This window comes from Chitinivorax sp. PXF-14 (genome assembly GCF_040812015.1).
GTDB lineage: Bacteria > Pseudomonadota > Gammaproteobacteria > Burkholderiales > SCOH01 > JBFNXJ01.
On sequence record NZ_JBFNXJ010000008.1, the window covers coordinates 174004 to 195706 of the forward strand.

At 63.8% G+C, this 21703-nt stretch carries 20 protein-coding genes and 1 pseudogene; 9 read left to right on the forward strand and 12 right to left on the reverse strand.

Annotation, left to right across the window (positions count from 1 at the left end; translation table 11 throughout):
• The first annotated feature begins 104 nt into the window (after positions 1–104).
• Positions 105–836 (forward strand): AzlC family ABC transporter permease, encoded by a 732-nt coding sequence (locus tag ABWL39_RS11845; RefSeq protein WP_367790990.1) that lies wholly within the window; start codon positions 105–107, stop codon positions 834–836.
• Positions 837–842: 6 nt separating this feature from the next.
• On the forward strand, positions 843–1142 hold the full coding sequence (locus tag ABWL39_RS11850) for an AzlD family protein (RefSeq protein ID WP_367790993.1): 300 nt from the start codon (positions 843–845) through the stop codon (positions 1140–1142).
• Positions 1143–1224: 82 nt separating this feature from the next.
• On the opposite strand, the gene ABWL39_RS11855 is transcribed toward ABWL39_RS11850, so the two are convergent.
• The 6 genes and pseudogenes from ABWL39_RS11855 to ABWL39_RS11880 form a co-directional block, all read right to left on the reverse strand.
• Positions 1225–1545 carry an isochorismate lyase gene (locus ABWL39_RS11855; RefSeq protein WP_367790996.1) on the reverse strand — a complete coding sequence of 107 codons (321 nt, stop codon included), beginning with the start codon at positions 1543–1545 and terminating at the stop codon, positions 1225–1227.
• A 174-nt stretch (positions 1546–1719) separates the two neighbouring features.
• Positions 1720–2046 (reverse strand): annotated as a pseudogene (locus tag ABWL39_RS11860) (YciI family protein); the annotation flags it as partial.
• A 577-nt stretch (positions 2047–2623) separates the two neighbouring features.
• The gene (locus ABWL39_RS11865; protein WP_367791000.1) at positions 2624–3580 is read right to left on the reverse strand and encodes a beta-ketoacyl-ACP synthase III; all 957 of its coding nucleotides are present in this window, start codon (positions 3578–3580) and stop codon (positions 2624–2626) included.
• The gene (plsX, locus tag ABWL39_RS11870; RefSeq protein WP_367791003.1) at positions 3522–4613 is read right to left on the reverse strand and encodes a phosphate acyltransferase PlsX; all 1092 of its coding nucleotides are present in this window, start codon (positions 4611–4613) and stop codon (positions 3522–3524) included. The genes ABWL39_RS11865 and plsX overlap by 59 nt, the downstream gene beginning before the upstream one ends.
• Positions 4614–4682: 69 nt before the next feature.
• Positions 4683–4862 carry a 50S ribosomal protein L32 gene (gene rpmF / locus ABWL39_RS11875; RefSeq protein ID WP_367791007.1) on the reverse strand — a complete coding sequence of 60 codons (180 nt, stop codon included), beginning with the start codon at positions 4860–4862 and terminating at the stop codon, positions 4683–4685.
• 31 nt (positions 4863–4893) lie between these two features.
• Positions 4894–5388: a DUF177 domain-containing protein gene (locus ABWL39_RS11880; protein WP_367791011.1), complete on the reverse strand. Its 495-nt coding sequence runs from the start codon at positions 5386–5388 to the stop codon at positions 4894–4896.
• Between the two features lie 155 nt (positions 5389–5543).
• Between ABWL39_RS11880 and ABWL39_RS11885 the strand changes: the two genes are divergently transcribed.
• Both ABWL39_RS11885 and ABWL39_RS11890 read left to right on the forward strand, forming a co-directional pair.
• The gene (locus ABWL39_RS11885; RefSeq protein WP_367791014.1) at positions 5544–6128 is read left to right on the forward strand and encodes a Maf-like protein; all 585 of its coding nucleotides are present in this window, start codon (positions 5544–5546) and stop codon (positions 6126–6128) included.
• Between the two features lie 2 nt (positions 6129–6130).
• Complete coding sequence (locus ABWL39_RS11890) at positions 6131–6856, forward strand: SAM-dependent methyltransferase (protein WP_367791016.1); 726 nt, start codon at positions 6131–6133, stop codon at positions 6854–6856.
• 66 nt (positions 6857–6922) lie between these two features.
• Here ABWL39_RS11890 and ABWL39_RS11895 read toward each other — a convergent pair whose 3' ends face one another.
• Positions 6923–8845, reverse strand: coding sequence for an ATP-binding cassette domain-containing protein (locus ABWL39_RS11895; RefSeq protein WP_367791019.1), 1923 nt, complete (start codon positions 8843–8845; stop codon positions 6923–6925).
• Between the two features lie 147 nt (positions 8846–8992).
• Between ABWL39_RS11895 and ABWL39_RS11900 the strand changes: the two genes are divergently transcribed.
• Positions 8993–10153, forward strand: coding sequence for a DUF2235 domain-containing protein (locus ABWL39_RS11900; protein ID WP_367791022.1), 1161 nt, complete (start codon positions 8993–8995; stop codon positions 10151–10153).
• A 21-nt stretch (positions 10154–10174) separates the two neighbouring features.
• Here the strand turns inward: ABWL39_RS11900 and ABWL39_RS11905 are convergent, their stop codons facing one another.
• The 3 genes from ABWL39_RS11905 to ABWL39_RS11915 all read right to left on the reverse strand — a co-directional run bounded on the left by ABWL39_RS11905 (position 10175) and on the right by ABWL39_RS11915 (position 13656).
• Positions 10175–10792, reverse strand: coding sequence for a hemolysin III family protein (locus ABWL39_RS11905; protein ID WP_367791025.1), 618 nt, complete (start codon positions 10790–10792; stop codon positions 10175–10177).
• A 104-nt stretch (positions 10793–10896) separates the two neighbouring features.
• Positions 10897–12072, reverse strand: a complete 1176-nt coding sequence (locus tag ABWL39_RS11910) for an NAD(P)H-dependent flavin oxidoreductase (RefSeq protein ID WP_367791028.1) — start codon at positions 12070–12072, stop codon at positions 10897–10899.
• Positions 12073–12246: 174 nt separating this feature from the next.
• Complete coding sequence (locus ABWL39_RS11915) at positions 12247–13656, reverse strand: FAD-binding oxidoreductase (protein ID WP_367791031.1); 1410 nt, start codon at positions 13654–13656, stop codon at positions 12247–12249.
• Between the two features lie 210 nt (positions 13657–13866).
• Here ABWL39_RS11915 and putA point away from each other — a divergent pair, with 210 nt between their 5' ends.
• Together putA and ABWL39_RS11925 are read left to right on the forward strand one after the other, a co-directional pair.
• Positions 13867–17520, forward strand: a complete 3654-nt coding sequence (putA, locus tag ABWL39_RS11920) for a trifunctional transcriptional regulator/proline dehydrogenase/L-glutamate gamma-semialdehyde dehydrogenase (protein WP_367791052.1) — start codon at positions 13867–13869, stop codon at positions 17518–17520.
• Positions 17521–17661: 141 nt separating this feature from the next.
• On the forward strand, positions 17662–18858 hold the full coding sequence (locus tag ABWL39_RS11925) for a branched-chain amino acid ABC transporter substrate-binding protein (RefSeq protein WP_367791034.1): 1197 nt from the start codon (positions 17662–17664) through the stop codon (positions 18856–18858).
• 89 nt (positions 18859–18947) lie between these two features.
• On the opposite strand, the gene ABWL39_RS11930 is transcribed toward ABWL39_RS11925, so the two are convergent.
• Both ABWL39_RS11930 and ABWL39_RS11935 read right to left on the reverse strand, forming a co-directional pair.
• Positions 18948–19421 carry an aminoacyl-tRNA deacylase gene (locus ABWL39_RS11930; RefSeq protein WP_367791037.1) on the reverse strand — a complete coding sequence of 158 codons (474 nt, stop codon included), beginning with the start codon at positions 19419–19421 and terminating at the stop codon, positions 18948–18950.
• A 170-nt stretch (positions 19422–19591) separates the two neighbouring features.
• Positions 19592–20032 carry a hotdog fold domain-containing protein gene (locus ABWL39_RS11935; RefSeq protein ID WP_367791055.1) on the reverse strand — a complete coding sequence of 147 codons (441 nt, stop codon included), beginning with the start codon at positions 20030–20032 and terminating at the stop codon, positions 19592–19594.
• Positions 20033–20135: 103 nt separating this feature from the next.
• Between ABWL39_RS11935 and ABWL39_RS11940 the strand changes: the two genes are divergently transcribed.
• Positions 20136–20735: a TetR/AcrR family transcriptional regulator gene (locus tag ABWL39_RS11940; protein ID WP_367791040.1), complete on the forward strand. Its 600-nt coding sequence runs from the start codon at positions 20136–20138 to the stop codon at positions 20733–20735.
• Positions 20736–20954: 219 nt separating this feature from the next.
• Positions 20955–21635: a laminin B domain-containing protein gene (locus ABWL39_RS11945; RefSeq protein ID WP_367791043.1), complete on the forward strand. Its 681-nt coding sequence runs from the start codon at positions 20955–20957 to the stop codon at positions 21633–21635.
• Positions 21636–21703 lie beyond the last annotated feature (68 nt).

Genomic DNA, 21703 nt, shown 5'->3' on the forward strand with positions numbered 1-21703 from the left:
TGAAAATTTAGCAGATCAGATGCCAAACTCTCTTTAATTAATAGCAACTACGCAACCCAATTTCACCCGATTTGGCAGAAAATTCAATGCATCAAGGAGGTGCGATGAATAGTCTGCAAGCAACGATGCCAACCCCGCTGGAATCGACAACCCGATCCGAACTCTGGCGCGGCCTGCGGAATGCTGCCCCGGTCATGCTCGGTTTCATTCCGTTTGCGCTGGTGCTGGGCGCACAAGCGGCGCAAAAAGGCCTGGGCGTGATGGCGGTGCCGCTGATGACGGGGCTCAATTTTGGCGGCGGATCCGAGTTCGCCGTGATCAGGATATGGACGACGCCCCCCCAAATCTGGCTGATCGTCGCCATCACGCTGCTGGTCAACTGCCGCCACATACTGATGGGGGCCGCGTTGGCGCCGTACCTTCAGCAGCTACCCAGGCGCAAGGTACTGCCCGCCCTGTTCTTCATGTGCGACGAAAGCTGGGCGATGGCGCTGGCAGATGCACGGCGCCACGGCACCCGCCATGCGGCACCCTGCCTGAGCCTGCCCTACTACCTGGGCGTATCGGCCGGACTGTACCTCGCCTGGGTCACGTTCACGACCTTGGGTGCCGCGCTTGGCCCCACGATCGGCAACGTCGAGACCTATGGCTTCGACATGGCATTTACCGCGGTTTTCCTGGTCCTGCTCAAGGGCATGTGGCGCGGCGCACGGGCGGCACGACCGTGGTTCGTCAGCCTGGTGGTCGCCGCGCTGACCTATCTGGCCCTGCCAGGTGCATGGTATGTGGCGGCGGGTGCCGTTGCCGGGCTGGCAGCCGCCATCATCGAAGGATGACGCATCGTGACCGATACACTGACCGCCCTTGCCATCGTATCGATGGCCGCGACGACCTATCTGACGAGGGTGCTGGGCTATATCGCGTTGCGCAATCGCACGCTGAGACCACGCATGCGCGCCGTGATGAGCAATGTGCCGGGCTGTGTGCTGATTTCAGTGATCGCGCCGGCGTTTGTCTCGACACAGCCGGCCAATCTGCTGGCACTGTGCATTACGCTATTGGCAGCGACACGCGCATCGCTGTTGCCGACTGTCCTCGTTGGCGTGGCCTCTGCCGGCCTGCTACGCCACCTCATGCCTTAGGCAGCACCCAAGCCCCACGGCAGCCGTCCACGCGGCGAGCATGGCGGCAAACTGCCGCAGCATGGACGTATGCAGTACCCACTCACGCCTTTGCTTGTTCGTGTTGCCAGCGTTTCATCTCCTCGTCGATGAAGTGCTTGACCAGATCACTGTACATTTTCTCGATCGCGGCTGGGGCCAGGCCTTCTGCCTGTGCCCACTCCCGGCGCTGCGCAAGCATGGCCTTGAAGCGCTCGGGCGCGCGGACGGCGGTTTCAGATGTCTTGAACTTCGAGGCGGCGAGCACGTACTGGAAGCGCCGCCCGATCATCGAGATGACGGCACGGTCGATCCTGTCGATCTCGCGACGGATGTCTTCCATCCCTGAGCAGGCATCCGGTGCCAGCTGGTCTTCAAATTTCATGTCTTTCCTGTCATTACTGGGAGAAAAATTCAAACGTGCGGCGCTTCCATCGGTCACGACAACTAGAGCCTGCCGGTGTGCCCGATTGGGCCAACCGTCTACCGGCTTTGGATGCTCAGGGAAATGGCTTTCCTCAGCTCGGACGACCGCCCGGGGTTCCCGTCCATCGCGGATTCATTCATTATCGCCGCCCGGCTTTTCGCTGCCCGTTTCGTAGGCGTTGCACTTCCTCGGCTCGATGGGGCGTATTTCGCAGCTCAGGCCACAGGCCAGGCAGGGGTTCTGCGCGGCAAGTTGCGCTGCCTCGTCTAGGCTGTCGGCAAGAAAATGCCAGTAGCCGCCGATCACATCCTTGGCCTCGCTGAACGGGCCATCCATCACGCCATCCCGTGACACGATCCTGGCGGGTTTCGCCAGACGCTGGCCAGGCCTCATCCGCCCAGCCTCGACAAGCTGGTCATGCCAGACATAAAACGCCTCGATGGCGGACTGAATCTGCTCCGCCGACTTGTCCCCATCCTACTGCCCTCGCGAGATGACGAGGAACTCGGACGAATAAGACTTCATACTCGTGTTCTCCGGGTTTGCGCTCTGGGGTCGCCATGAACGGTAGCGCGGCAATCTAGCGGAGCCGGACTAACAAATAGATTTCATATTCGGAAAACGTATTGTGGTCAGCCTGGCTGGCGGTGGATCGAAATCAGCCGAGGGCGAAACGACGGCTGGGTTGGACAGGAGGCGCGTTGACAGCGACATCCAGCGTGAAGCCGTCGCGTGGAAGATTTTTGTGGGTAGTGCCGCGAGGAAAAATCGCGGCGGCGCCAGGAATGCCGCAGAGGCAGCTCAATCAGGCCCAGCGATGCCCGAGCCAGCCGGGCCGAGGGAAGCAACGCCCAGGCGATACAGGTCTAAAGCGCAGGTCGACCCCGTTAACGGCGGTACGCCTGCAGTCAATTGACAGGAGATTATCTCAGGCCAGGAGCCAGGTGCAGCGTGGAACGGGCCAGTACCGACGCGGTCTGCAGCCTGCCTGGTCAGCGCCAATGCCCGCCAGGCTATCCATTCCGCTCGCGGAAACTCACCAGCGGATCAGTGCCGAGCCCCAGGCAAAGCCGCCACCGATGCCTTCGAGCAGCAATAGCTGTCCGGGCTGAATACGACCATCGCGTACCGCTTCGTCGAGTGCCAGCGGAATCGATGCGGCGGAGGTATTGCCGTGCCGTGGCAACGTGACCACCACCTTGTCCATGGATAAGCCCATGCGCTTGGCGGTCGATTCGATGATGCGCAGATTGGCCTGATGAGGAATCATCCAGTCCACTTCGTGCTTGTCGATGCCATTGGCAGCCAGTATCGATTCGGCCGCGTCGCCCAGCGCCTTGACGGCGAACTTGAACACGGCGGGCCCATCCATTTCCAGATAGGGGTTGCCCTTGATGCCGCCATGCGAGAGGCTGCCCGGCACCGCGAGGATGTCGGAATAACGGCCATCGGCATGCAGCTCCGTCGCCAGCACGCCCGGCGTTTCGCTCGCGCGCATGACCACGGCGCCAGCACCGTCGCCAAACAGCACGCACGTGCCGCGGTCGTTCCAGTCGAGGATGCGTGAGAAAGTCTCTGCACCCACCACCAGCGCGCACTTGGCACTGCCGCTACGAATGAAGCTGTTGGCAGTGGCTAGGGCATAGATGAAACCGCTGCACACGGCCTGCACGTCGAAGGCCGGGCATCCGGGGATGCCGAGCTTGTTCTGCAGGATGCAGGCGGTACTGGGGAAGATCATGTCGGGCGTCGTGGTGGCGACGATGATCAGGTCGATCTCGCCGACATCGATGCCGGCGGCCTCGATGGCACGGCGGCCAGCGACCAGAGCCTGGTCGCTGGTCATCTCACCTTCCGCTACGACATGACGCTCCTTGATTCCGGTCCGGTCGGTTATCCACTGGTCACTGGTGTCGACGATCTTGGACAGATCATCATTGGTCAGGATCTTTTCGGGAAGATAACTGCCGGTTCCGATCAGGCGGGCATACATGGCTATCTGCTGTCTCACTGGTGGATAAGGGCAGCTGTTCAGCGACGCGCTCCGCAATTCGCTGCAGCACCCTGTTTTTGACTTCCTCGACCGCCTGATCCAGTGCATAGCGGAATGCAAACGCATCCGCCCCGCCGTGGCTCTTGACCACGACGCCACGCAAGCCGAGCAGGCTGGCACCGTTATAGCGGCGCGAGTCAACCCTGTTCTTGAATGCGTTGAGTACCGGATAGGCAACCACCGCTGCGATGCGTGTCAGCAGATTGCGCTTGAACTCCGCTCGCAGAAAGGCGGCTACCATTTTGGCCAGCCCTTCGGAAGTTTTCAATGAGACATTACCCGTAAATCCATCGCAGACGACGACATCGGTTGTACCCTGATAGATATCGTTGCCCTCGACGTTTCCGTAGTAATTCAGACCACTTTTCTTAAGCAGCTCACCGGCCTGCTTCACGACATCGTTGCCCTTGATGTCTTCGGAACCGATATTGAGCAACCCGACGGTCGGATTCGGCTTGTGCAGCACGGCCGAGACGAGCATCGAGCCCATGATGGCGAACTGCAGCAACTGTTCCGGGCTGCATTCGACGTTCGCACCGAGATCGAGCATGCAGGTGGTGCCCTTCATCGTCGGCATCAGCTTGGCGATGGCCGGGCGTTCGATACCTGGAAGCGTCTTGAGGACGAAACGGGAGATCGCCATGAGCGCACCCGTATTGCCGGCGCTGACGCAGGCATGGGCTTCGCCGCTCTTGACGAGATTGGCCGCGACACGCATCGAAGAATCTTTCTTGTTCTTCAAGGCGAGTGCAGGCGACTCATCCATGGCCACCACTTCGCTTGCGGCGTGTATCCGCAGGCGTGGGCCTTCCTTCGCGCGATGGGCGCGAAGCTCAGCCTCCAGCGCATCGCGCAGGCCGACCAGGATAAGATTGACTTCGGGATTTTCGCTCAGGTATTTGAGCGCAGCGGGGACGGTGACATGGGGTCCATGATCACCGCCCATCGCATCGATAGCGACTGTGATATCCATCTAGTTATTAGCCACGAGCGCGGCTTTGTTGTGGATCTCGAAGACAGTGCTGCGGGGCAGAGCCCGGGATTATTCGCCCTTGGACGGAACAACCTTCTTGCCACGGTAGAAGCCGTTCGGGCTAACGTGGTGACGCAGGTGAACCTCGCCAGTAACCGGCTCAACAGCCAGGCCAGGAGCGGTCAGGAAATCGTGGGCGCGGTGCATGCCACGCTTGGACGGGGATTTTTTGTTCTGTTGAACTGCCATGTTGCTGACTCCTAATGATAAATGTCGAAGCTCAGTTCGACTGCTTCAATTGCTTCAAAACTGCAAACGGGTTCGGCTTGCCTGCCGGTTTTTCATCGGCAAGCGCCGGACCGCAGGATTCATGCTTGGGCGATACCGGCAGGCTGAGCAGGATTTCATCCTCGATCAATGCCAATACGTCCAATCGCTTGTCCGCCACAATACCTTCAAGCTCCGGATCCTCTTCGCTGGCGATTTCGATAGCTTGTTCGTCGGCGAACTGCGTCAGCACCGACTGGCTGTCTATCGTTTCCTTCAGCGGCTGCAGGCAGCGCTGACAAAGCAGTACGACGCTGCCACTGACATACAGCGTCAACGTCGCACGCTCGCGAATGTCTTGACCGCCGAGCAGGGAATACCGGATGGTACCGGAATCGTTCAGTAGGGACTCGTGGGTGCGGGCCAGTTCGCTGACCGGCACTTCACCACTCAGCGAGCGCTTTTCCCTGGCGAATTCCAGGCTATCGATCAAGATGGATTCGGACATAAACGGTGCATGATATAATCGTTCGCCTTGGTTGTCAAAAGGCATTGCGCCACGCAGACTTAGACGACAAACCGCAACCATTTACTGAAACTTCAAACCGCGTCACCCACACGCCCGTGCCGGTCGACCGACTTCAGCAGGATTTCTCCCCGACGATGACCCGCCCCACTCTCGTACTTGGCTCCACCTCGCCTTATCGCAAGGAGCTGCTCTCCCGACTGGACATCCCTTTCGAAGTCGCCTCACCCGATACCGATGAAACCCCGCTACCCGGCGAGCTGCCGCACGAGACGGCGCTTCGCCTGGCGGAAGCGAAGGCTCGCTCGCTGGCCGCGCGCTTTCCGGATGCGCTGATCATCGGCTCCGACCAGGTCGCGACGCTCGATGGCCGGCAGATCGGCAAGCCCGGCACGCACGAACGCGCGGTCGAGCAGTTGCGCTTCATGCGCGGGCGCACGGTGGCATTCCACACCGCGATTGCCCTGTTCAACAGCCGCACCGGCAAGGTGCAACTGACGGACGAGATTACCGAGGTACGCTTCCGCCATGTCGACGATGATTTCATCGAGGCCTATCTGCGCAAGGAGCAGCCCTACAACTGTGCCGGCAGCGCCAAATCCGAGGGGCTCGGCATCGTGCTGATCGAATCGATGCGCGGCGACGACCCCAATGCGCTGATCGGCCTACCGCTGATCCGCCTGATTTCGATGTTGAACAACGAAGGTTTCCCCCTCTTCTGATCATGGCACACGGTACGCTCTATCTGATTCCCGCCCCGCTTGGCGAGGGCGAACTGGCCCACATCCTGCCCGAGGCCGTACGCCAGCAGGCAGCCGGCTTGCGCCATTTCGTGGTCGAACAGGCCAAGACCGCACGCGCCTACCTGAAGCAGCTTGGCGTCACGGTCGCGATCCAGGAGCTGGCCATCGCCGAACTCAACGAGCACACCAAGCCCGGTGAGATCGACGCGCTGCTCGCGCCCCTGCTCGCCGGCCACGATGTCGGCCTGCTGTCGGAAGCCGGCTGCCCGGCCATCGCCGACCCGGGTGCGCTGCTCGTCAGGCTCGCTCACGAACGCGGGGTCCGTGTCATGCCGCTGGTCGGCCCCTCCTCGATCCTGCTGGCGCTGATGGCATCCGGCGCGAATGGGCAGCGTTTCAGCTTTCACGGCTACCTGCCGGTCGATGCGGCCGACCGGGTGCGCAAGCTGCGCGAACTGGAACGCCGCTCAAGCGAGTTCGACGAAGCCGTGGCCTTCATCGAGACCCCCTATCGCAACAACCAGATGCTGGGCACCCTGCTCGACACGCTGAAACCCGCGACCCTGCTGTGTGCGGCGTCGGAGCTGACGACGGCGAACGAGATCATCGTGTCGCGGCGGGTGGGTGAATGGCCCAAGGCGCGACCGGATCTGCACAAGCATCCGACGGTGTTCGTGCTGTACGCAGGCCAGGATAGACGGCGCTAGCGGGAAAAACCAAGGCGATCCCGCGGGATCGCCTTTTTCACGTCGGCAATGGCGGCGCAAACCGCGTTAGCCTGCCTCGCCACGCTGCTTGGCTTCAAGCAGTTCCCAGCGGCCCAGCTTGTCGAGCAGCAGCATCTCGATTTCCTCGATGCGCGCCTGCCAGGCCTTGAGCTGGGTCGGGTCACCCTTGTAGGCGTCCGGCGACAGCAGTTGCTCGTTCAGTTCGGCCTGCTCCTGTTCCAGCGCCGAGATTTCATCGGGCAGCGCAGCGAGCTCGCGGGTCTCGTTGAAGGACAGCTTGACCTGGCGGTTCTTGGCCTGCGGTGCGCTCACCGCGGGCTTGGCTTGTGCTTCCGGCACGGCTTTCGCGGCTGCTGGCGCAAGCTCGGCCATGCGCACACGCGCCGCCTGGTAGCCTTCATACCCGCCGGGATACTCGCGCAACAGGCCATTGCCCTCGAAGGCGATCACCTGCGTCACGACATTGTCGAGGAAGGCACGATCGTGGCTGACCAGGAAGACCGTGCCCTGGTAGTCGGCCAGCAGTGTTTCGAGCAGTTCCAGCGTGTCGATGTCGAGGTCGTTGGTCGGCTCATCGAGCACCAGCACGTTGGCGGGCTTGGTAAACAGGCGCGCCAGCAGCAGGCGGTTGCGTTCACCGCCCGACAGCGACTTGACCGGCGAACGGGCGCGCTCGGGCGGGAACAGGAAATCGCCGAGATAGCTGATCACGTGCTTGCGCTCGCCGCCGATGTCGATGAAATCGCTGCCCTGGCTGATGATGTCGATGATCGGCTTTTCTTCGTCGAGCTGTTCGCGGAACTGGTCGAAGTAAGCCACCTGCAGGTTCGTGCCCTGGCGCACGCTGCCGGAATCCGGCTGCAGCTGCCCCAGGATGAGCTTGAGCAGCGTGGTCTTGCCGATGCCGTTGGGGCCGAGCAGGCCGATGCGGTCGCCACGCAGGATGCGCGTGGTGAAGTCGCGGATCAGTACGCGGCCATCGTAGGCCTTGTTCACGTGCTCGAGCTCGGCCACCAGCTTGCCCGAGCGCTCGCCGGCATCGACCGTGAACTTGACCTGCCCCATGCGTTCGCGCCGCGCCGTGCGCTCACGCCGTAGCTGCTCCAGCCGCCGCACGCGGCCTTCGTTACGCGTGCGGCGCGCCTCGACGCCCTTGCGGATCCACACTTCTTCCTGCGCCCAGAACTTGTCGAACTTGCGGTTGTGGATTGCCTCGACCTCGAGCATGTCGGCTTTGCGTTGCTGATAGATCGCGAAATTGCCGGGAAAGCTGCGCAGCAGGCCACGGTCGAGCTCGACGATGCGCGTCGCGACATTGTCGAGAAAGCGCCGGTCGTGGGTGATCACCAGCACGCCGCCGGTAAAGCCCCGGAGCACCGTTTCGAGCCATTCGATGGCTTCGACATCAAGATGGTTGGTCGGCTCGTCGAGCAGCAGCACATCGGGCTCGACCACCAGCGCGCGGGCCAGCGCCACACGTTTCTTCCAGCCACCGGAAAGCGAGGCAACTGGGGTATCGGCCGGCAGGCCGAGCTGGGTCAGGGTCGATTCCACCAGGCTGTTGAAGCGCCAGCCGTCGCGCGCCTCCAGCTCGTTCTGCAGATGCTGCATGCGCGCGAGCACCGCATCGGTATCGGCGTTGGGGTTGGCCAGTTCGACCGTCACATGGTGGTAGTCGCCCAGCAGGCCGGCAAGCTCGGCCAGACCCGCCGCCACGGCGTCGAACACGCTCTGGCCCGGCGCGAACTCCGGCTCCTGCGGCACATAGGCCACCTTGCCATGCACGCGCACGATGCCATCGTCGAGCCTGGCCAGGCCGGCCAGCGCTTTGAGCAGGGAGGACTTGCCCGTGCCATTGCGGCCGATCAGGCCGACACGCTCCCCGGCATCGAGCTGGAACTCAGCCTGGTCAAGCAGCGGGACATGACCAAAGGCCAGGCAGGCATTGTCGGCGGTAATCAGGGGCACGGCGCTACTCAATCGATCGGAAAGGCGCACAGTATACCAGCGGGCAGCATGGCCGCAGCGCGCGGACATGGTGAAGCGCGGCAAACTGGTCTAGCTTGATGACAGGAAGACGCATTTGCAGCATGTACCTTCAGTCAGGAGGTCAGCATGAGCAACAGCACCTGGATCGTCTGCATAGACGGCACCTGGAACCAGCCCGGGCAAACCGACCGCGACCCGGTGTCCAATGAAGAAGTCGTCGAGCCCTCCAACATCGTCAAGACCTGGCAGTATTTCACCCAACGGGCGTTGCCGGCCCGTGCCGCGCGCGCGTTCGACGACAACGCCTATGGCTACATTGCGCCACTCGACGCGTCGTTCGGCGATGGCGCGGCGATCTACCTCAACGGCGTGGGCGGCGAGAAAAGCGCCTGGCTGCACCGGCTGTTCGAGGGCGCAACCGGCACGGGCACGTCCGAACGCATCCGCGATGCCTACCGTTTCCTCGCGGTGCGCTGGGAGCCCGGCGACCGCATCTACGGCTTTGGCTTCAGCCGCGGCGCCTTCGCCATCCGCAGCCTGGTGGGCTTCGTCGATCTGCTCGGCTTGCCGATCGGGCCGCGGCTGCTGAAGGAAGAGACGCTGCTCGGCCTGTACCAGATCTACCGGGATCAGAAGCCGCTCGACACCTCGTTGATCAGCAACTGGGCGTTCAATGTACGCTTCGACTTCCTGGGGCTATGGGATACCGTGGGCTCGCTGGCGATGCAGGATTCGGTCAACCGCTATCACCGCATCAACCCGCCGAACGTCCATCATGTGGCCCACGCACTGGCGCTCGACGAGCAGCGCAAGCCGTTCGATGCAAGCTACTGGATTGCCAGCCACGGGCAGGAGGTTGACGAAACCTGGTTCCGAGGGGTTCACACCAATATCGGCGGCGGCTATGCCGGCGATGACCTGTCCAACATCACCCTGGTGTGGATGCTCAACCAGGCCAGGCGTGGCGGGCTACCGGGCATCGTGCCGGAGAAAATACCGGGTTATACCAATCGAGATGTCGGCGAAGCCATCCGCCATTCCTACGAAGATGCCATGCGCAAGCTCGGCCTCGTCGGCCAGGTCTGCGAGAAGCTCGATATCGAGCGCATCCGCCGGCGCGTGGCGGATGGCCAGCGCATCCATTCGAGCGTCTTTTCGGCGCTGGAACTGGGCCAGCAGCCCGGCTACACCAGCTACGAGCCGGCGGCGATACTACCCAACGACCGGCCAATCACGCTGGACTCGGCCCCGCCGGCCAAGTGGGGCACGCCTGGCGACCAACCCTGAAGCGGCGCGGGTATGCCGCACTTAGGCGACGTAGAGCAACACGCTCAGATACTGGCAGATGCTGCCGACCAGCACGAACAGGTGCCAGATGCCGTGGGCGTGGCGCATGCGCTCGTCGATCACGTAGAAGATGATGCCGACGGTGTAGGCCAAGCCGCCCGCCGCCACCAGCACCAGGCCGCCGGTGGGCAACGCCGCGATCAGCGGCTTCATGGCGAACACGATCATCCAGCCCATCACGAAGTAGATGATCAGCGACAGCACGCGCGTGCGCTTGCCCAGCCACAGCTCCTGCACGATGCCGATCAGCGCCAGGCCCCAGTTCGCGCCAAACAGCGCCCAGCCCCATGGCCCGCGCAGCGTGACCAGCGTGAACGGGGTATACGTCCCGGCGATCAGCAAGTAGATCGCGGTATGGTCGAGCCGCTGGAATACCGCCTTCGCCCGGCCCTGCAGGCTGTGGTACAGCGTGGAAAAGCAGTAGAGCAGGACCAGCATGGAGCCGTAGATGCTGAAGCTGACGAGCTTCCAGATATCCCCTTGCTGCGCTGCGATCGTCAGCAGGATGGCCATGCCGGCGACGCTGAACGCGGCGCCGACCAGATGGGTGATGCTGTTGAGTCTTTCTCCGTGATACATGAGCGGTACTCTCTATCTGTGTGAAAGGCCGGCGCACCTCAACGGTGGGCCAGCCCCGAGCTTAGCGACAGTTTGCTGAATACCGGCTGAAGCCGTCTTCGCCCCTAGGCGAGGGCCGGCTTGTTGCCGGTCAGCAGGTACTCGATCAATTCGCGCACGGGCCTGATCGCCGCGCCAAACGGCGTGGGCCCTGCACCCCGGAAGAACAAGCCCTTGCCGACTTCGCCGCGCATCGCTGCCGCAAGCTGGGTGTCGATGCAGAACTGTCCGAATTTTTGCAGCCCATCCCGCAATCCGCAAGCCGTCAGGCAGTGCAAGCCCTGAGTGCAACGCGACTCGTCGCATTTTGCCTTGGATTGCAGATGCTGTTCGCGCCGCAGGTAATTCTTCAACCAGGGCGTCAGCACGCCACGTGCCGGCAGGCCGGCGACGCTCATGAACTCGACGATGTCCTCGCGCTTGGCCTCCGCCAGCACCTTCTTGAAATTCGGGTGGGCATCGCTCTCCTCGGTGATCGCGAATGCCGTGCCGAGCTGAACGCCCGACGCCCCCTGTCCCAGCAGCTCACGCACTTGGTCATGGCGATGAATGCCGCCGGCGCAGATCAGCGGGATGCGCTCGCGCTCGATGCCGAGCTCGCTGAACAGCTTGGCCACACCTTCGAGCACCACGTCAAAGTCGAAGCGGCGATCGTTGATGTCCTCCCGCTTCGGGGCACCGAGATGACCGCCGGCATGGCGCGGGTGCTCGATCACGATGGCATCGGGCAGCACATGCTTGCGCATCCATTTCTTCAATACCAGCGAGATGCCGCGCACGTCCGACAGGATGGGGATGCGTGCGACATCCGGGTGATCGGCAGTGAGTTCCGGCAGATCGAGCGGCAGGCCGGCCCCCATCACCACCGCATGTGCCCCGCTCTCGCAGGACTGGCGCACCAGCTCTGCATGGCTATCGACGGCCTTCATCACGTTGACCGCCACCAGGCCGTGCCCGTTAGATTCCGACAGCGCCATCTTGATCTCGCGATCGAGCGCTTCCATATTGAGCTTGTTGAGCGATTCCGGGTCGCGGCAGCCCTTGCTGCGCGCCATCAGGTCGGCGTGGTGCTGTCGCAGGTCGACACTCGCCACCGTGCCGACGGCATCGCAACGCGCCACGGCGCTGGCCAGGCGGTGCGCCGACACGCCAACGCCCATACCGCCCTGGACGATGGGCACGAGACGCCGGCCCTTGATGATCAGTTCCGGCAGGCCGAGTTTGGGTAGCCAGTCGCGCATGGGATGTATCTCCACCTAGATGTTATCGCCGGACACTCTAGCGGCCCCCATGCGAAGAGAAATTGATCAAGGTCAAAGCGCAGGACATCCTCTACAAAAACAAGGGTTTTCACTAGCCCGCAATCGTGTTGCCCAATCCCCGTTTCGGCAAGCTGGGCCTGCCATCGCGGCCTATCACAACAGCTTGCCGGGGTTGAACAGCCCATCGGGATCGAGCGTGGCCTTGATCGATCGCATCCACTGCATGCCGGTCTCCCCGGCCCAGGCCGGCAGCAGTCCGCGCTTGAGCTGGCCCACGCCGTGCTCGGCGCTCGGCGTGCCGCCCACGCGGGCCACCTCGCGGTAGACGATGGCGTTGACCTCGGCTTCATCGAGGAAGGTGTCGGCCGGCTTATCACGCGTGCGCGCTACGTTATAGTGCAGATTGCCGTCGCCGGCATGGCCGAAGGCGATGATCTCGACACCAGGGAAACGCGAACGCAGCGCCGCGTCCGCCGCCGCGACAAATTCGGGCAACGCCGCGCTCGGCACGCCGATATCGTGCTTGATATTACCGCCCGCGTGTTTTTGCGCAGCGGGGATCTGTTCGCGCCAGCGCCACAGAGTATCGGTCTGCGCCTGCGATTGGGCGATGGCGGCCTGAGCCAGGCCGGCCTGCTCGAAAGCCGCCAGCAGCGCCGCCTGCAGGGCAGTCTCGTCCACGCTGCCAGAGGCCTCGACCAGCGCATACCAGGGTTGATCGAAGGCCACGGGCGCCTGCAAGCGCGGCTCGGCAGCGCGAACCAGCCTGAGGCAGGGCTCGCTGATCAATTCGAAGGCGGACAGCCACTCTGCCACGTGTTCGCGCAGCGCGGCCAGCAGCCGCAGGCCGGCGGCCACCGAGGGCAAGGCGACGAAGGCCGTTGCGGTATGTGCCGGCAACGGCGCCAGCCGTAGCGTTGCTGCGGTGACCAGGCCCAGCGTGCCTTCCGAGCCGATCAGCAGTTGCTTGAGGTCGTAACCGCTATTGTTCTTGAGCAGCGGCCGCAGGTCGGACCACAGCTCGCCCGACGGCAGCACCGCTTCGAGGCCCAGCACCTGGCGCCGCATCATGCCGTAGCGGATCACGCGCATGCCGCCGGCGTTGGTGGCGATCAGGCCGCCGATCTGCGCCGAGCCGCTCGAGGCGAGGTCGATCGGCAGAAACTGCCCGCGCCCGGCGACGAGCTGGTTCAGCTCATCGAGGATCAGGCCTGCCTCGACGGTGATGGTGTCGTCCTGCCAGGCGCGGACGGCCTTCATGCGCGCAGTCGAGAGCACGACGCAGGCAGGCCCGCCGGCCAGTGGGGTGGCGCCGCCGACGAGGCCGGTATTGCCACCTTGCGGCACGATCGCCACGCCCGCCGCGCGGGTGAGCGCCACGATGCCCTGCACCTGCTCGACGCTGGCCGGCAGCAGCACGGCCAGCGCCGGCCCGCTATAGCGCTGGCGCTGGTCGATACAGTAAGGCGCCATCGTGTTGCTGTCGCGCAACACGGCCCGCTCGCCGAGCAGCGAACACAGCGATGCGATAAAACCAGGGGGCAGGCGCGGGGTATCGGTCATGCGCGCAGTTTGCCACAGCGTGCCAGGCCGGTCATCCCGCCGTCCGCCGCGCGGATTGCGACTTTCCCCAATGGTCGCAGCGTTTCAATTGTCGCTAAATCTGCGCCGATAACAGCGTCTTGTGCTGCGCGGTAACTGCCTGGCACAAGGCGTGACGAGCCCACGTTGCCGGCCTCGCTCGCCGTGCCAACCACAACGTCCGGCCCCGACATTCCACGAGAATCGTCGCGGGAGCAAAACCGGCAGGAGAAATCTATGCAATTCGGCGCCCTGTCCCGTCCGCAATCCCCGCTGCGCGACGCGATCACCTCAGCCTACCGTCGCGACGAACGCGAATGCGTTCAAGCCCTGCTGAGCCAGGCAGCCTTGCCGGCACAGACCGTCCAGTCCATCCAGCGTCTCGCCAGCAAGCTCGTCGCCGACGTGCGCGGCAAGCGCACCAAGTCGAGCGGTGTCGATGCGTTGATGCACGAGTTCTCGCTCGACAGCACCGAAGGTGTGGCGCTGATGTGCCTGGCCGAAGCGCTGCTGCGCATCCCCGACCAGGAGACCGCCGACCGGCTGATCCGCGACAAGATCAGCAAGGGCGACTGGCGCGCCCACCTGGGCCAGAGTTCGTCGCTGTTCGTCAACGCAGCCACCTGGGGCCTGCTGATCACCGGCAAGCTGGTGTCGACGAGCAGCGAGAAATCGCTGTCGAACGCAATCACGCGCATCGTCGCCCGTGGCGGCGAGCCGCTGGTGCGCAAGGGCGTCGACCTCGCCATGCGCATGCTGGGCAAGCAGTTCGTCACCGGCGAAACCATCGAGGAAGCGCTCGACAACGGCCGTGAGCGCGAGGCGCGCGGTTTCCGCTTCTCTTATGACATGCTCGGCGAAGCGGCGATGACCGACGACGACGCCAAGCGCTACTACGCCGACTACGAGCAGGCCATCCACGCCATCGGCAAGGCCAGCGCCGGCCGCGGCGTGTACGAGGGCCCCGGCATCTCGGTCAAGCTGTCGGCGCTGCACCCGCGCTACAGCCGCGCCCAGCACGAGCGCACGCTGAACGAGCTGCTGCCACGCGTGAAGGCGCTGTTGCTGCTCGCCAAGCAATACAACATCGGCTTTAATGTCGACGCCGAGGAAACCGACCGTCTCGAACTCTCGCTCGATCTGCTCGAAGCGCTGGCGCTCGATCCTGACTTCAAGGGTTTCAACGGTATCGGCTTCGTGGTGCAGGCCTACCAGAAGCGCTGCCCCTTCGTCATCGACTGGATCATCGACCTGGCGCGCCGCTCGGGCCAGCGCTTCATGGTACGCCTGGTCAAGGGCGCCTATTGGGATGCCGAGATCAAGCGCGCCCAGCTCGACGGCCTCGACGGCTACCCAGTGTACACACGCAAGGTGTATACCGATGTGTCCTACCTCGCCTGTGCCAAAAAGCTGCTGGCGGCGCAGGATGCGATCTATCCGCAGTTCGCCACCCACAACGCCTACTCGCTGGCGGCGATCTACCACATGGGCGAGGGCAAGGATTACGAGTTCCAGTGCCTGCACGGCATGGGCGAAACACTGTACGAGCTGGTGGTCGGGCCGGACAAGCTGGGCCGCGCATGCCGCGTCTATGCGCCGGTCGGCTCGCATGAAACGCTGCTTGCCTACCTGGTGCGCCGCCTGCTCGAAAATGGCGCCAACAGCTCCTTCGTCAACCGCATCGTCGACGAGAATGTGGCGATCGACGAGCTCGTCACCGACCAGGTCGCCGACGCGGCCAGGCTCGCCGGCGAACCGCATGCCCGCATCCCGCTGCCGGCCCGGCTCTATGGCGACACGCGCGCCAACTCGGCCGGCTATGACCTGTCCAACGAGCAGGTACTCGAACAGCTGGGCCAGGGCCTGCGCCAGAGCGAGAATCAGCCCTGGCAGGCCGCGCCGGTGCTCGGCACGGGCGTCGTCGTGGGCAGGGATGCCCTGCCGGTGCGCAACCCAGCCGATCTCGATGACGTCGTCGGCAGCGTGATAGAAGCCACAGCCGCCGATGTCGAGACCGCGCTGGCCCTTGCCATCAAGGCCGCGCCAGACTGGGCGGCCACGCCGGCCGCCGACCGCGCGGCATGCATCACCCGTGCCGGCGATCTGCTGCAACAGCACATGCCGGCCCTCATGGGGCTGGCGGTGCGCGAGGCAGGCAAATCGCTGCCCAATGCCATCGCCGAGGTGCGCGAAGCAATCGACTTCTGCCGCTACTACGGGGCACAGGCGGCAACCGAGCTTGGCAACAGCGAAGCGCGCGGCCCCATCGTCTGCATCAGCCCGTGGAACTTCCCACTCGCCATCTTCATCGGCCAGACCGCCGCGGCGCTCGCAGCCGGCAACCCGGTGCTGGCGAAGCCCGCCGAGCAGACGCCGCTGATCGCGGCCGAGGCGGTACGCCTCTTACATGAAGCGGGCATCCCCAAGGATGTGCTGCAGTTCCTGCCTGGCCGTGGCGAAGTAATCGGTGCGGCCCTGACGCGCGACCGGCGCATCGCCGGCGTGATGTTCACCGGCTCGACAGAGGTCGCCCAGCTGATCAACCGCACACTGGCGGCCCGCGACGACGCGCCGCTGCTGATCGCCGAGACGGGTGGCATGAACGCGATGATCGTCGACAGCTCGGCGCTGCCCGAGCAGGTGGTCGGCGACGTGCTGAGCTCGGCCTTCGATAGCGCCGGCCAGCGCTGCTCCGCGCTGCGCGTGCTGTACCTGCAGTCCGACATCGCCGACAAGGTGATCGACATGCTCAAGGGCGCGATGAAGGAATTGCGCATCGGCAACCCGTCGCGGCTTGCGGTGGACGTCGGCCCGGTGATCGACGCTGAAGCCCAGGACAATCTGCTCGCCCATATCGACAAGACGCGCTCGCACGCCAGATGGAGCTACCAGGCGCCGCTGCTGAAGGAATGCACCAATGGCACCTTCGTTGCGCCGACGGTGTTCGAGATCGGCAGCATCCGCGAGCTCGAGCGCGAGGTCTTCGGCCCGGTGCTGCATATCGTGCGCTTCGAGGCCTCCGAGATCGACCTGGTCATCGGCGACATCAACGCAACCGGTTATGGCCTGACACACGGCGTACACAGCCGCATCGACGAGACCATCAACCGCATCATCGACGGTGTGCACGCGGGCAATGTCTATGTGAACCGCAACATCGTCGGCGCCGTGGTCGGCGTGCAGCCGTTCGGCGGTGAGAACAAGTCCGGCACGGGCCCCAAGGCCGGCGGGCCGCTCTACCTGCACCGGCTGACCCGCGTCGAGCAGCGCCCGGCACTGGGCAAGGCGACGCGCGACATCACGCTCGATGGCCTCAAGCGGCTGGCAAACTCGCCACTCGGCGGCGTCTCCGCCAACCGGCGCGAGACCCTGCAAGCGCTGATCTTCGAATACGATGCGGCCAGCCCGCTACGCCGCGAGCTGCAGCTCGACGGCCCGACCGGCGAACGCGACACACTGCATTTCGCACCGCGCGGCGACATCGCCTGCATTGCGGAAGACCTGCACACGCTGGCCCTGCAAGCCGCCGCCGCGCTTGCCTGCGGCAACCGGGTGCTGTTGCCGGCCAGCGCCGCCGGGCGTGACCTGGCCGCCGTGCTGGGTGAGCACGCGGCCATCGACGAACAGGCCGTGGCAGCAGCCAACGCTGTGCTGTTCGATGGCGACGCGGCCAGCGAAAAGGCGCTGCGCCAGTCGCTGGCATCGCTCGACGGCGCCATCGTGCCGCTGCTGCGCGCCCAGCCCGATGGCCGTCACGACCTGTACCGCCTGGTCTCCGAGCGGGCGGTCAGCGTCAACACCACGGCCGCGGGCGGCAATGCGAGCCTGATGAGCCTGAGCGAGTAAACGCCAGGGCGCCGGAAAACCGCCGCAAACGAGCAAGCGCCACGCAGCATGTCGCCCGCACGGCAGGTTTTTCGCGGCACCCTCCAGTTTCAGCACCACCGCCCGGCCATGTACCGGGCGTCAACACACGAGAGGAAGACCATGCGTAATACCACATTGCACACACTCGGATTGGCGGTCGCCGCCGCCCTCGCCTTCAGCGCCTGCGGCAAGAAGCCCGAGCAGGCTGCCCCTGCGGCCAACGCACCAGCAGCCGCCGCGGCCAGCGAGGAAGTCGTCAAGATCGGCTTCGCCGCACCGCTGACTGGCCCGCAAGCCCACTACGGCACCGACATGAAGAACGGCATCGCGCTCGCGATCGACGATGCCAATGCCCAGCACCCCGAGATCGGCGGCAAGAAGGTCAAGTTCGAGCTGGTGGCCGAGGATGATCAGGCCGACCCAAAAACCGGCACGCAGATCGCCCAGCGCCTGGTCGATGCCAAGGTCAACGGTGTCGTCGGTCACTTCAACTCGGGCACGTCGATCCCGGCTTCGAAGATCTACTCCGACGCGGGCATTCCGCAGATCGCCATGGCCACCGCGCCGGCCTACACCCAGCAGGGCTACAAGACGACCTTCCGCGCCATGACCAGCGACACGCAGCAAGGCGGTGTGATGGGCAAGTACGTCGTCGGCAAGCTCGGCATGAAGAAGATCGCCATCATCGATGACCGCACCGCCTACGGCCAGGGCCTGGCGGACGAGTTCGAGAAATCGGCGAAAGCCGCCGGCGGCGATGTCGTCAAGCGTGAGTTCACCAACGACAAGTCGACCGACTTCACCGCCATCCTCACCTCGATCAAGTCCAAGCAGCCTGACGTGATCTTCTACGGCGGAGCCGATGCGCAATCAGCGCCGATGGCGAAGCAGATCAAGCGTCTTGGCATCAAGACGACGCTGATCTCGGGCGAGATGACACGTACCCCGACCTTCCTCGAACTCGCGGGCCCCGACGGCAACGGCACCATCGCCTCGCTCGCCGGCCTGCCGATGGACAAGATGCCCGGAGGCAAGGACTTCGAGACCCGCTTCAAGGCCAAGTTCGGCGCGATGGAGATCTATTCGCCGTATGCCTACGATGCCACCATGGTCATGATCAACGCGATGAAGAAGGCCAACTCGGCCGAGCCGGCCAAGTACCTGCCAGAGCTGGCCAAGACGCAGATGGGTGGCGTGACCTCGGCCAACATCGCCTATGACGACAAGGGCGACCTGAAGAACGGCGACATCACGGTCTACAAGGTCGACAACGGCCAGTGGACGGTGCTCGAAACCGTATCGGGCGACGCCAAGTAAGCCAGGCGATGCCAGCAAAAAGGCGAGGTCCATGACCTCGCCTTTTTGTTTCGCCAGCGGCATGGCATCAAGCCACCGGCAGGCCGTCGTCACATCGTGCGGCGGCTGAACGACGCGGTCGAGGCATCGACCATCAGGTCCATGAATTCACCGGTTTTCATGTGGACCAGCTCCTCGTGGTCACCGGCTTCGAAGTAGATATCCTGGTTCCAGGTCAGCGCGTCGTCGACCAGCACCTTCATATTGTAGGCACCGCCGACCGGCGGAATCGCGCCGAGCTCGCAATCGCCCATGCGCGGTGAGAACTCGTATTCGTGCGCGATGCAGTAGCGCCCGCCCGTGGCCTGGTCGACGAGGTGCAGGTCAACCTGCCGGTTGGCCGGCAGCACCGCCATCAGGTAGTCGGCGCCATCGCGCAGCACGACCGACTTGGCCAGGCTGTCGGCCGGGATGTTGGCCTTGTGCGCGGTATCCATGCTGCAATTGCTATGCTCGTGGTACAACACGTAATACTGGGTATGATGCTGTTGCAGGTAGCGCTGCAAAGAATTGGCGATAGCCATGATGCCCTCCTTGGCGCCCGGCGGCGCTGAGATCAGATCGTGGGCGGGCCTCCCTCTGGTCCCGCATTGCGCAACCGCTCCCGTGGCGGATTCGTCTATTTTTCAAATTTCAGTATAGAACCCCGGCGGCCGCATCACCATCAATCGCGCGATGCGGCCTCGCTCCGCCGTCAGCCGGCTTTCACGTTCATCGTGATGCGCGCAGCACACACCTTGTTGCCCGCCGTATCGAACAGATCGACCGGCACCGCGATGTCGCCCATGGCCGACCAATCCACTGCGCTGCCATCGGCGACGGCCGTCAGATCGGTTTTGGCCTTCGCCAGGTACTCGACGGTCATGCCCTTGGGTATCCAGCGCGCGCCGGTCGGGATAGAAGCATCAGTCATCGTGCCCGCCACCAGCTCGGCGGCATTGCACATTGCGATCGCGTGTATCGTGCCGAGATGGTTAGTCACCTCGCGGCGATGGCGCAGCAGTACTTCGGCGCGGCCCGGCCGCAGCTCGACGAATTCTGGGAAAATGGTGGAAAAATACGGTGCGACCTGGCACACCATCTGGCTGAACTGCTCTTTGCCTGCCATTTTGTACATTTCAAGCATTTGACTCATGATTTGAATTCCTATTCGACTCGATAACGAAAACTGCACTTGGCATTTCGCAGATGCCGACTAGAATAATATTCTAGAATTAAATTCTATTTCAAGCCCCGCCATGACTGAAAAGCGTAACCGCAAGCAAGACATACTCGATGCCGCCCTCGCCTGCTTCAACGAGGCCGGTATCGAAGCCACCACGGTCGAGACCATCCGTGCCCGCTGTGGCGCCAGTATCGGCAGCATCTACCATCACTTTGGCAATAAGGAGGGGATCGTCGCCGAGCTGTTCATCTGTGGCATGCGCGACCATGCGCAAAACCAGACGGCCTTGCTCGGGCGGGCCGATAGCGCCGAGGCCGGCATCAAGGCGCTGGTGTATGCCTATGTGGATTGGGTGGTGGCGCACCCCGAGCTGGCGCGCTTCGTCTTCCACGCCCGCGGCGCGGTGGCGGCCGGCCCACGCGGCGTGGAGCACGACCAGGCCAGCCGCGCGCACTTTGCACGGCTGTTCGAGTGGTTCGAGCCGCATCTGCGATCGGGCGCGCTACGGCCATTGCCGCCGGAAATCTACCCGGCGCTGATCATCGGCCCGGCCCAGGAGTATTGCCGGGCCTGGCTTTCCGGGCGGGCGAAGACAGCCCCCAGCGAGCATCGGGAGCGCTTTGGCGACGCCGCCTGGCGCACGGTCGGCAACGATGGGCCACGTGCGGGGTAGCGCAGGATATTTGCGAAAAAGAATATAAAAACCAGAAATTTCAATGACTTGAAAATCTCGCCCAAGCTGATTAGACTGCACCACGACATGCCATTGTCGTGACGGGTGGCGATCACCGCGGCACCAGTCCCCCGTCCAGCTCAACACGAGCGTTTGCACCCGGCGCCACGCGCCGCTGACGAGCGCCAGCCGATACTACACAGGACGAGGAACCCACCCATGCCTATTCCCCTTCGCGCGCTTGCCATCGCCGTCTCGCTGGCCTTGCCGGCCACGGCCCATGCAGCACGGTCCGCCGGTTTTGATACCGGCAATGACGGCTGGTCCGTCGTCGACTTTGTCACGTCGAACCAGTACGCCGCGCCAGACGCAAGCTATACCCCCAATCATCTGGCGGCTGGCGGCCAGTCCGGCGGCTATATCGACTTCGCCGACCCGTCGAACGGCTCGTTCTTTTTCAGCGCGCCGGGCAGTTTTCTCGGCAACCTGACACCCTACTATGGCGGCACGCTGTCCTATGCACAGAAAGTCACCGTAGCGCCGGGCTTCAGCCAGTGGCGCGATGACCCGGACGTGGTGATGGTCGTCAACAATCAGGCCTACGTTTACCAGAGCGCGGCCAACCCGGGCAGCGACTGGACGCAATACACCGTCCCCCTCTCCGAAACGGGCTGGCACAAGGGCAGCCTCAACGGCGCGCTGGTCAGCCAGAGCGAATTCCTCGGCGCCTTGCCCAACGTCGTTGCGCTGTATGTGCGCGGCGAATACATCGCCGGCGTGGTTGAAACCACCGGGCTCGACAACGTCAGCATCGCCGCCGTGCCCGAGCCGGAAAGCTACGCGATGATGCTGGCGGGGCTGGGACTGCTCGGCGTGGCGTGGCGCAAGCGCCGTGGCTGAGGCCAGACGCCGCGGCGGATCTTGATCGACACGCCGACAAGCAATGTGGGCGCGGCTTCCAGAGGCTC

Excerpts from the sequence above, each read along its gene's own strand:
- ABWL39_RS11930 (WP_367791037.1), bottom strand. The coding sequence starts at position 19,421 with ATGGCTATCGCCAATTCTTTGCAGCGCTACCTGCAACAGCATCATACC.
- ABWL39_RS11905 (WP_367791025.1), bottom strand. The coding sequence starts at position 10,792 with ATGTATCACGGAGAAAGACTCAACAGCATCACCCATCTGGTCGGCGCC.
- ABWL39_RS11910 (WP_367791028.1), bottom strand. The coding sequence starts at position 12,072 with ATGCGCGACTGGCTACCCAAACTCGGCCTGCCGGAACTGATCATCAAG.
- ABWL39_RS11900 (WP_367791022.1), top strand. The coding sequence starts at position 8,993 with ATGAGCAACAGCACCTGGATCGTCTGCATAGACGGCACCTGGAACCAG.
- ABWL39_RS11940 (WP_367791040.1), top strand. The coding sequence starts at position 20,136 with ATGACTGAAAAGCGTAACCGCAAGCAAGACATACTCGATGCCGCCCTC.
- ABWL39_RS11845 (WP_367790990.1), top strand. The coding sequence starts at position 105 with ATGAATAGTCTGCAAGCAACGATGCCAACCCCGCTGGAATCGACAACC.
- ABWL39_RS11945 (WP_367791043.1), top strand. The coding sequence starts at position 20,955 with ATGCCTATTCCCCTTCGCGCGCTTGCCATCGCCGTCTCGCTGGCCTTG.
- plsX (WP_367791003.1), bottom strand. The coding sequence starts at position 4,613 with ATGGATATCACAGTCGCTATCGATGCGATGGGCGGTGATCATGGACCC.
- ABWL39_RS11880 (WP_367791011.1), bottom strand. The coding sequence starts at position 5,388 with ATGTCCGAATCCATCTTGATCGATAGCCTGGAATTCGCCAGGGAAAAG.
- ABWL39_RS11935 (WP_367791055.1), bottom strand. The coding sequence starts at position 20,032 with ATGAGTCAAATGCTTGAAATGTACAAAATGGCAGGCAAAGAGCAGTTC.
- ABWL39_RS11885 (WP_367791014.1), top strand. The coding sequence starts at position 5,544 with ATGACCCGCCCCACTCTCGTACTTGGCTCCACCTCGCCTTATCGCAAG.
- ABWL39_RS11915 (WP_367791031.1), bottom strand. The coding sequence starts at position 13,656 with ATGACCGATACCCCGCGCCTGCCCCCTGGTTTTATCGCATCGCTGTGT.
- ABWL39_RS11855 (WP_367790996.1), bottom strand. The coding sequence starts at position 1,545 with ATGAAATTTGAAGACCAGCTGGCACCGGATGCCTGCTCAGGGATGGAA.
- rpmF (WP_367791007.1), bottom strand. The coding sequence starts at position 4,862 with ATGGCAGTTCAACAGAACAAAAAATCCCCGTCCAAGCGTGGCATGCAC.
- ABWL39_RS11890 (WP_367791016.1), top strand. The coding sequence starts at position 6,131 with ATGGCACACGGTACGCTCTATCTGATTCCCGCCCCGCTTGGCGAGGGC.
- ABWL39_RS11925 (WP_367791034.1), top strand. The coding sequence starts at position 17,662 with ATGCGTAATACCACATTGCACACACTCGGATTGGCGGTCGCCGCCGCC.
- ABWL39_RS11865 (WP_367791000.1), bottom strand. The coding sequence starts at position 3,580 with ATGTATGCCCGCCTGATCGGAACCGGCAGTTATCTTCCCGAAAAGATC.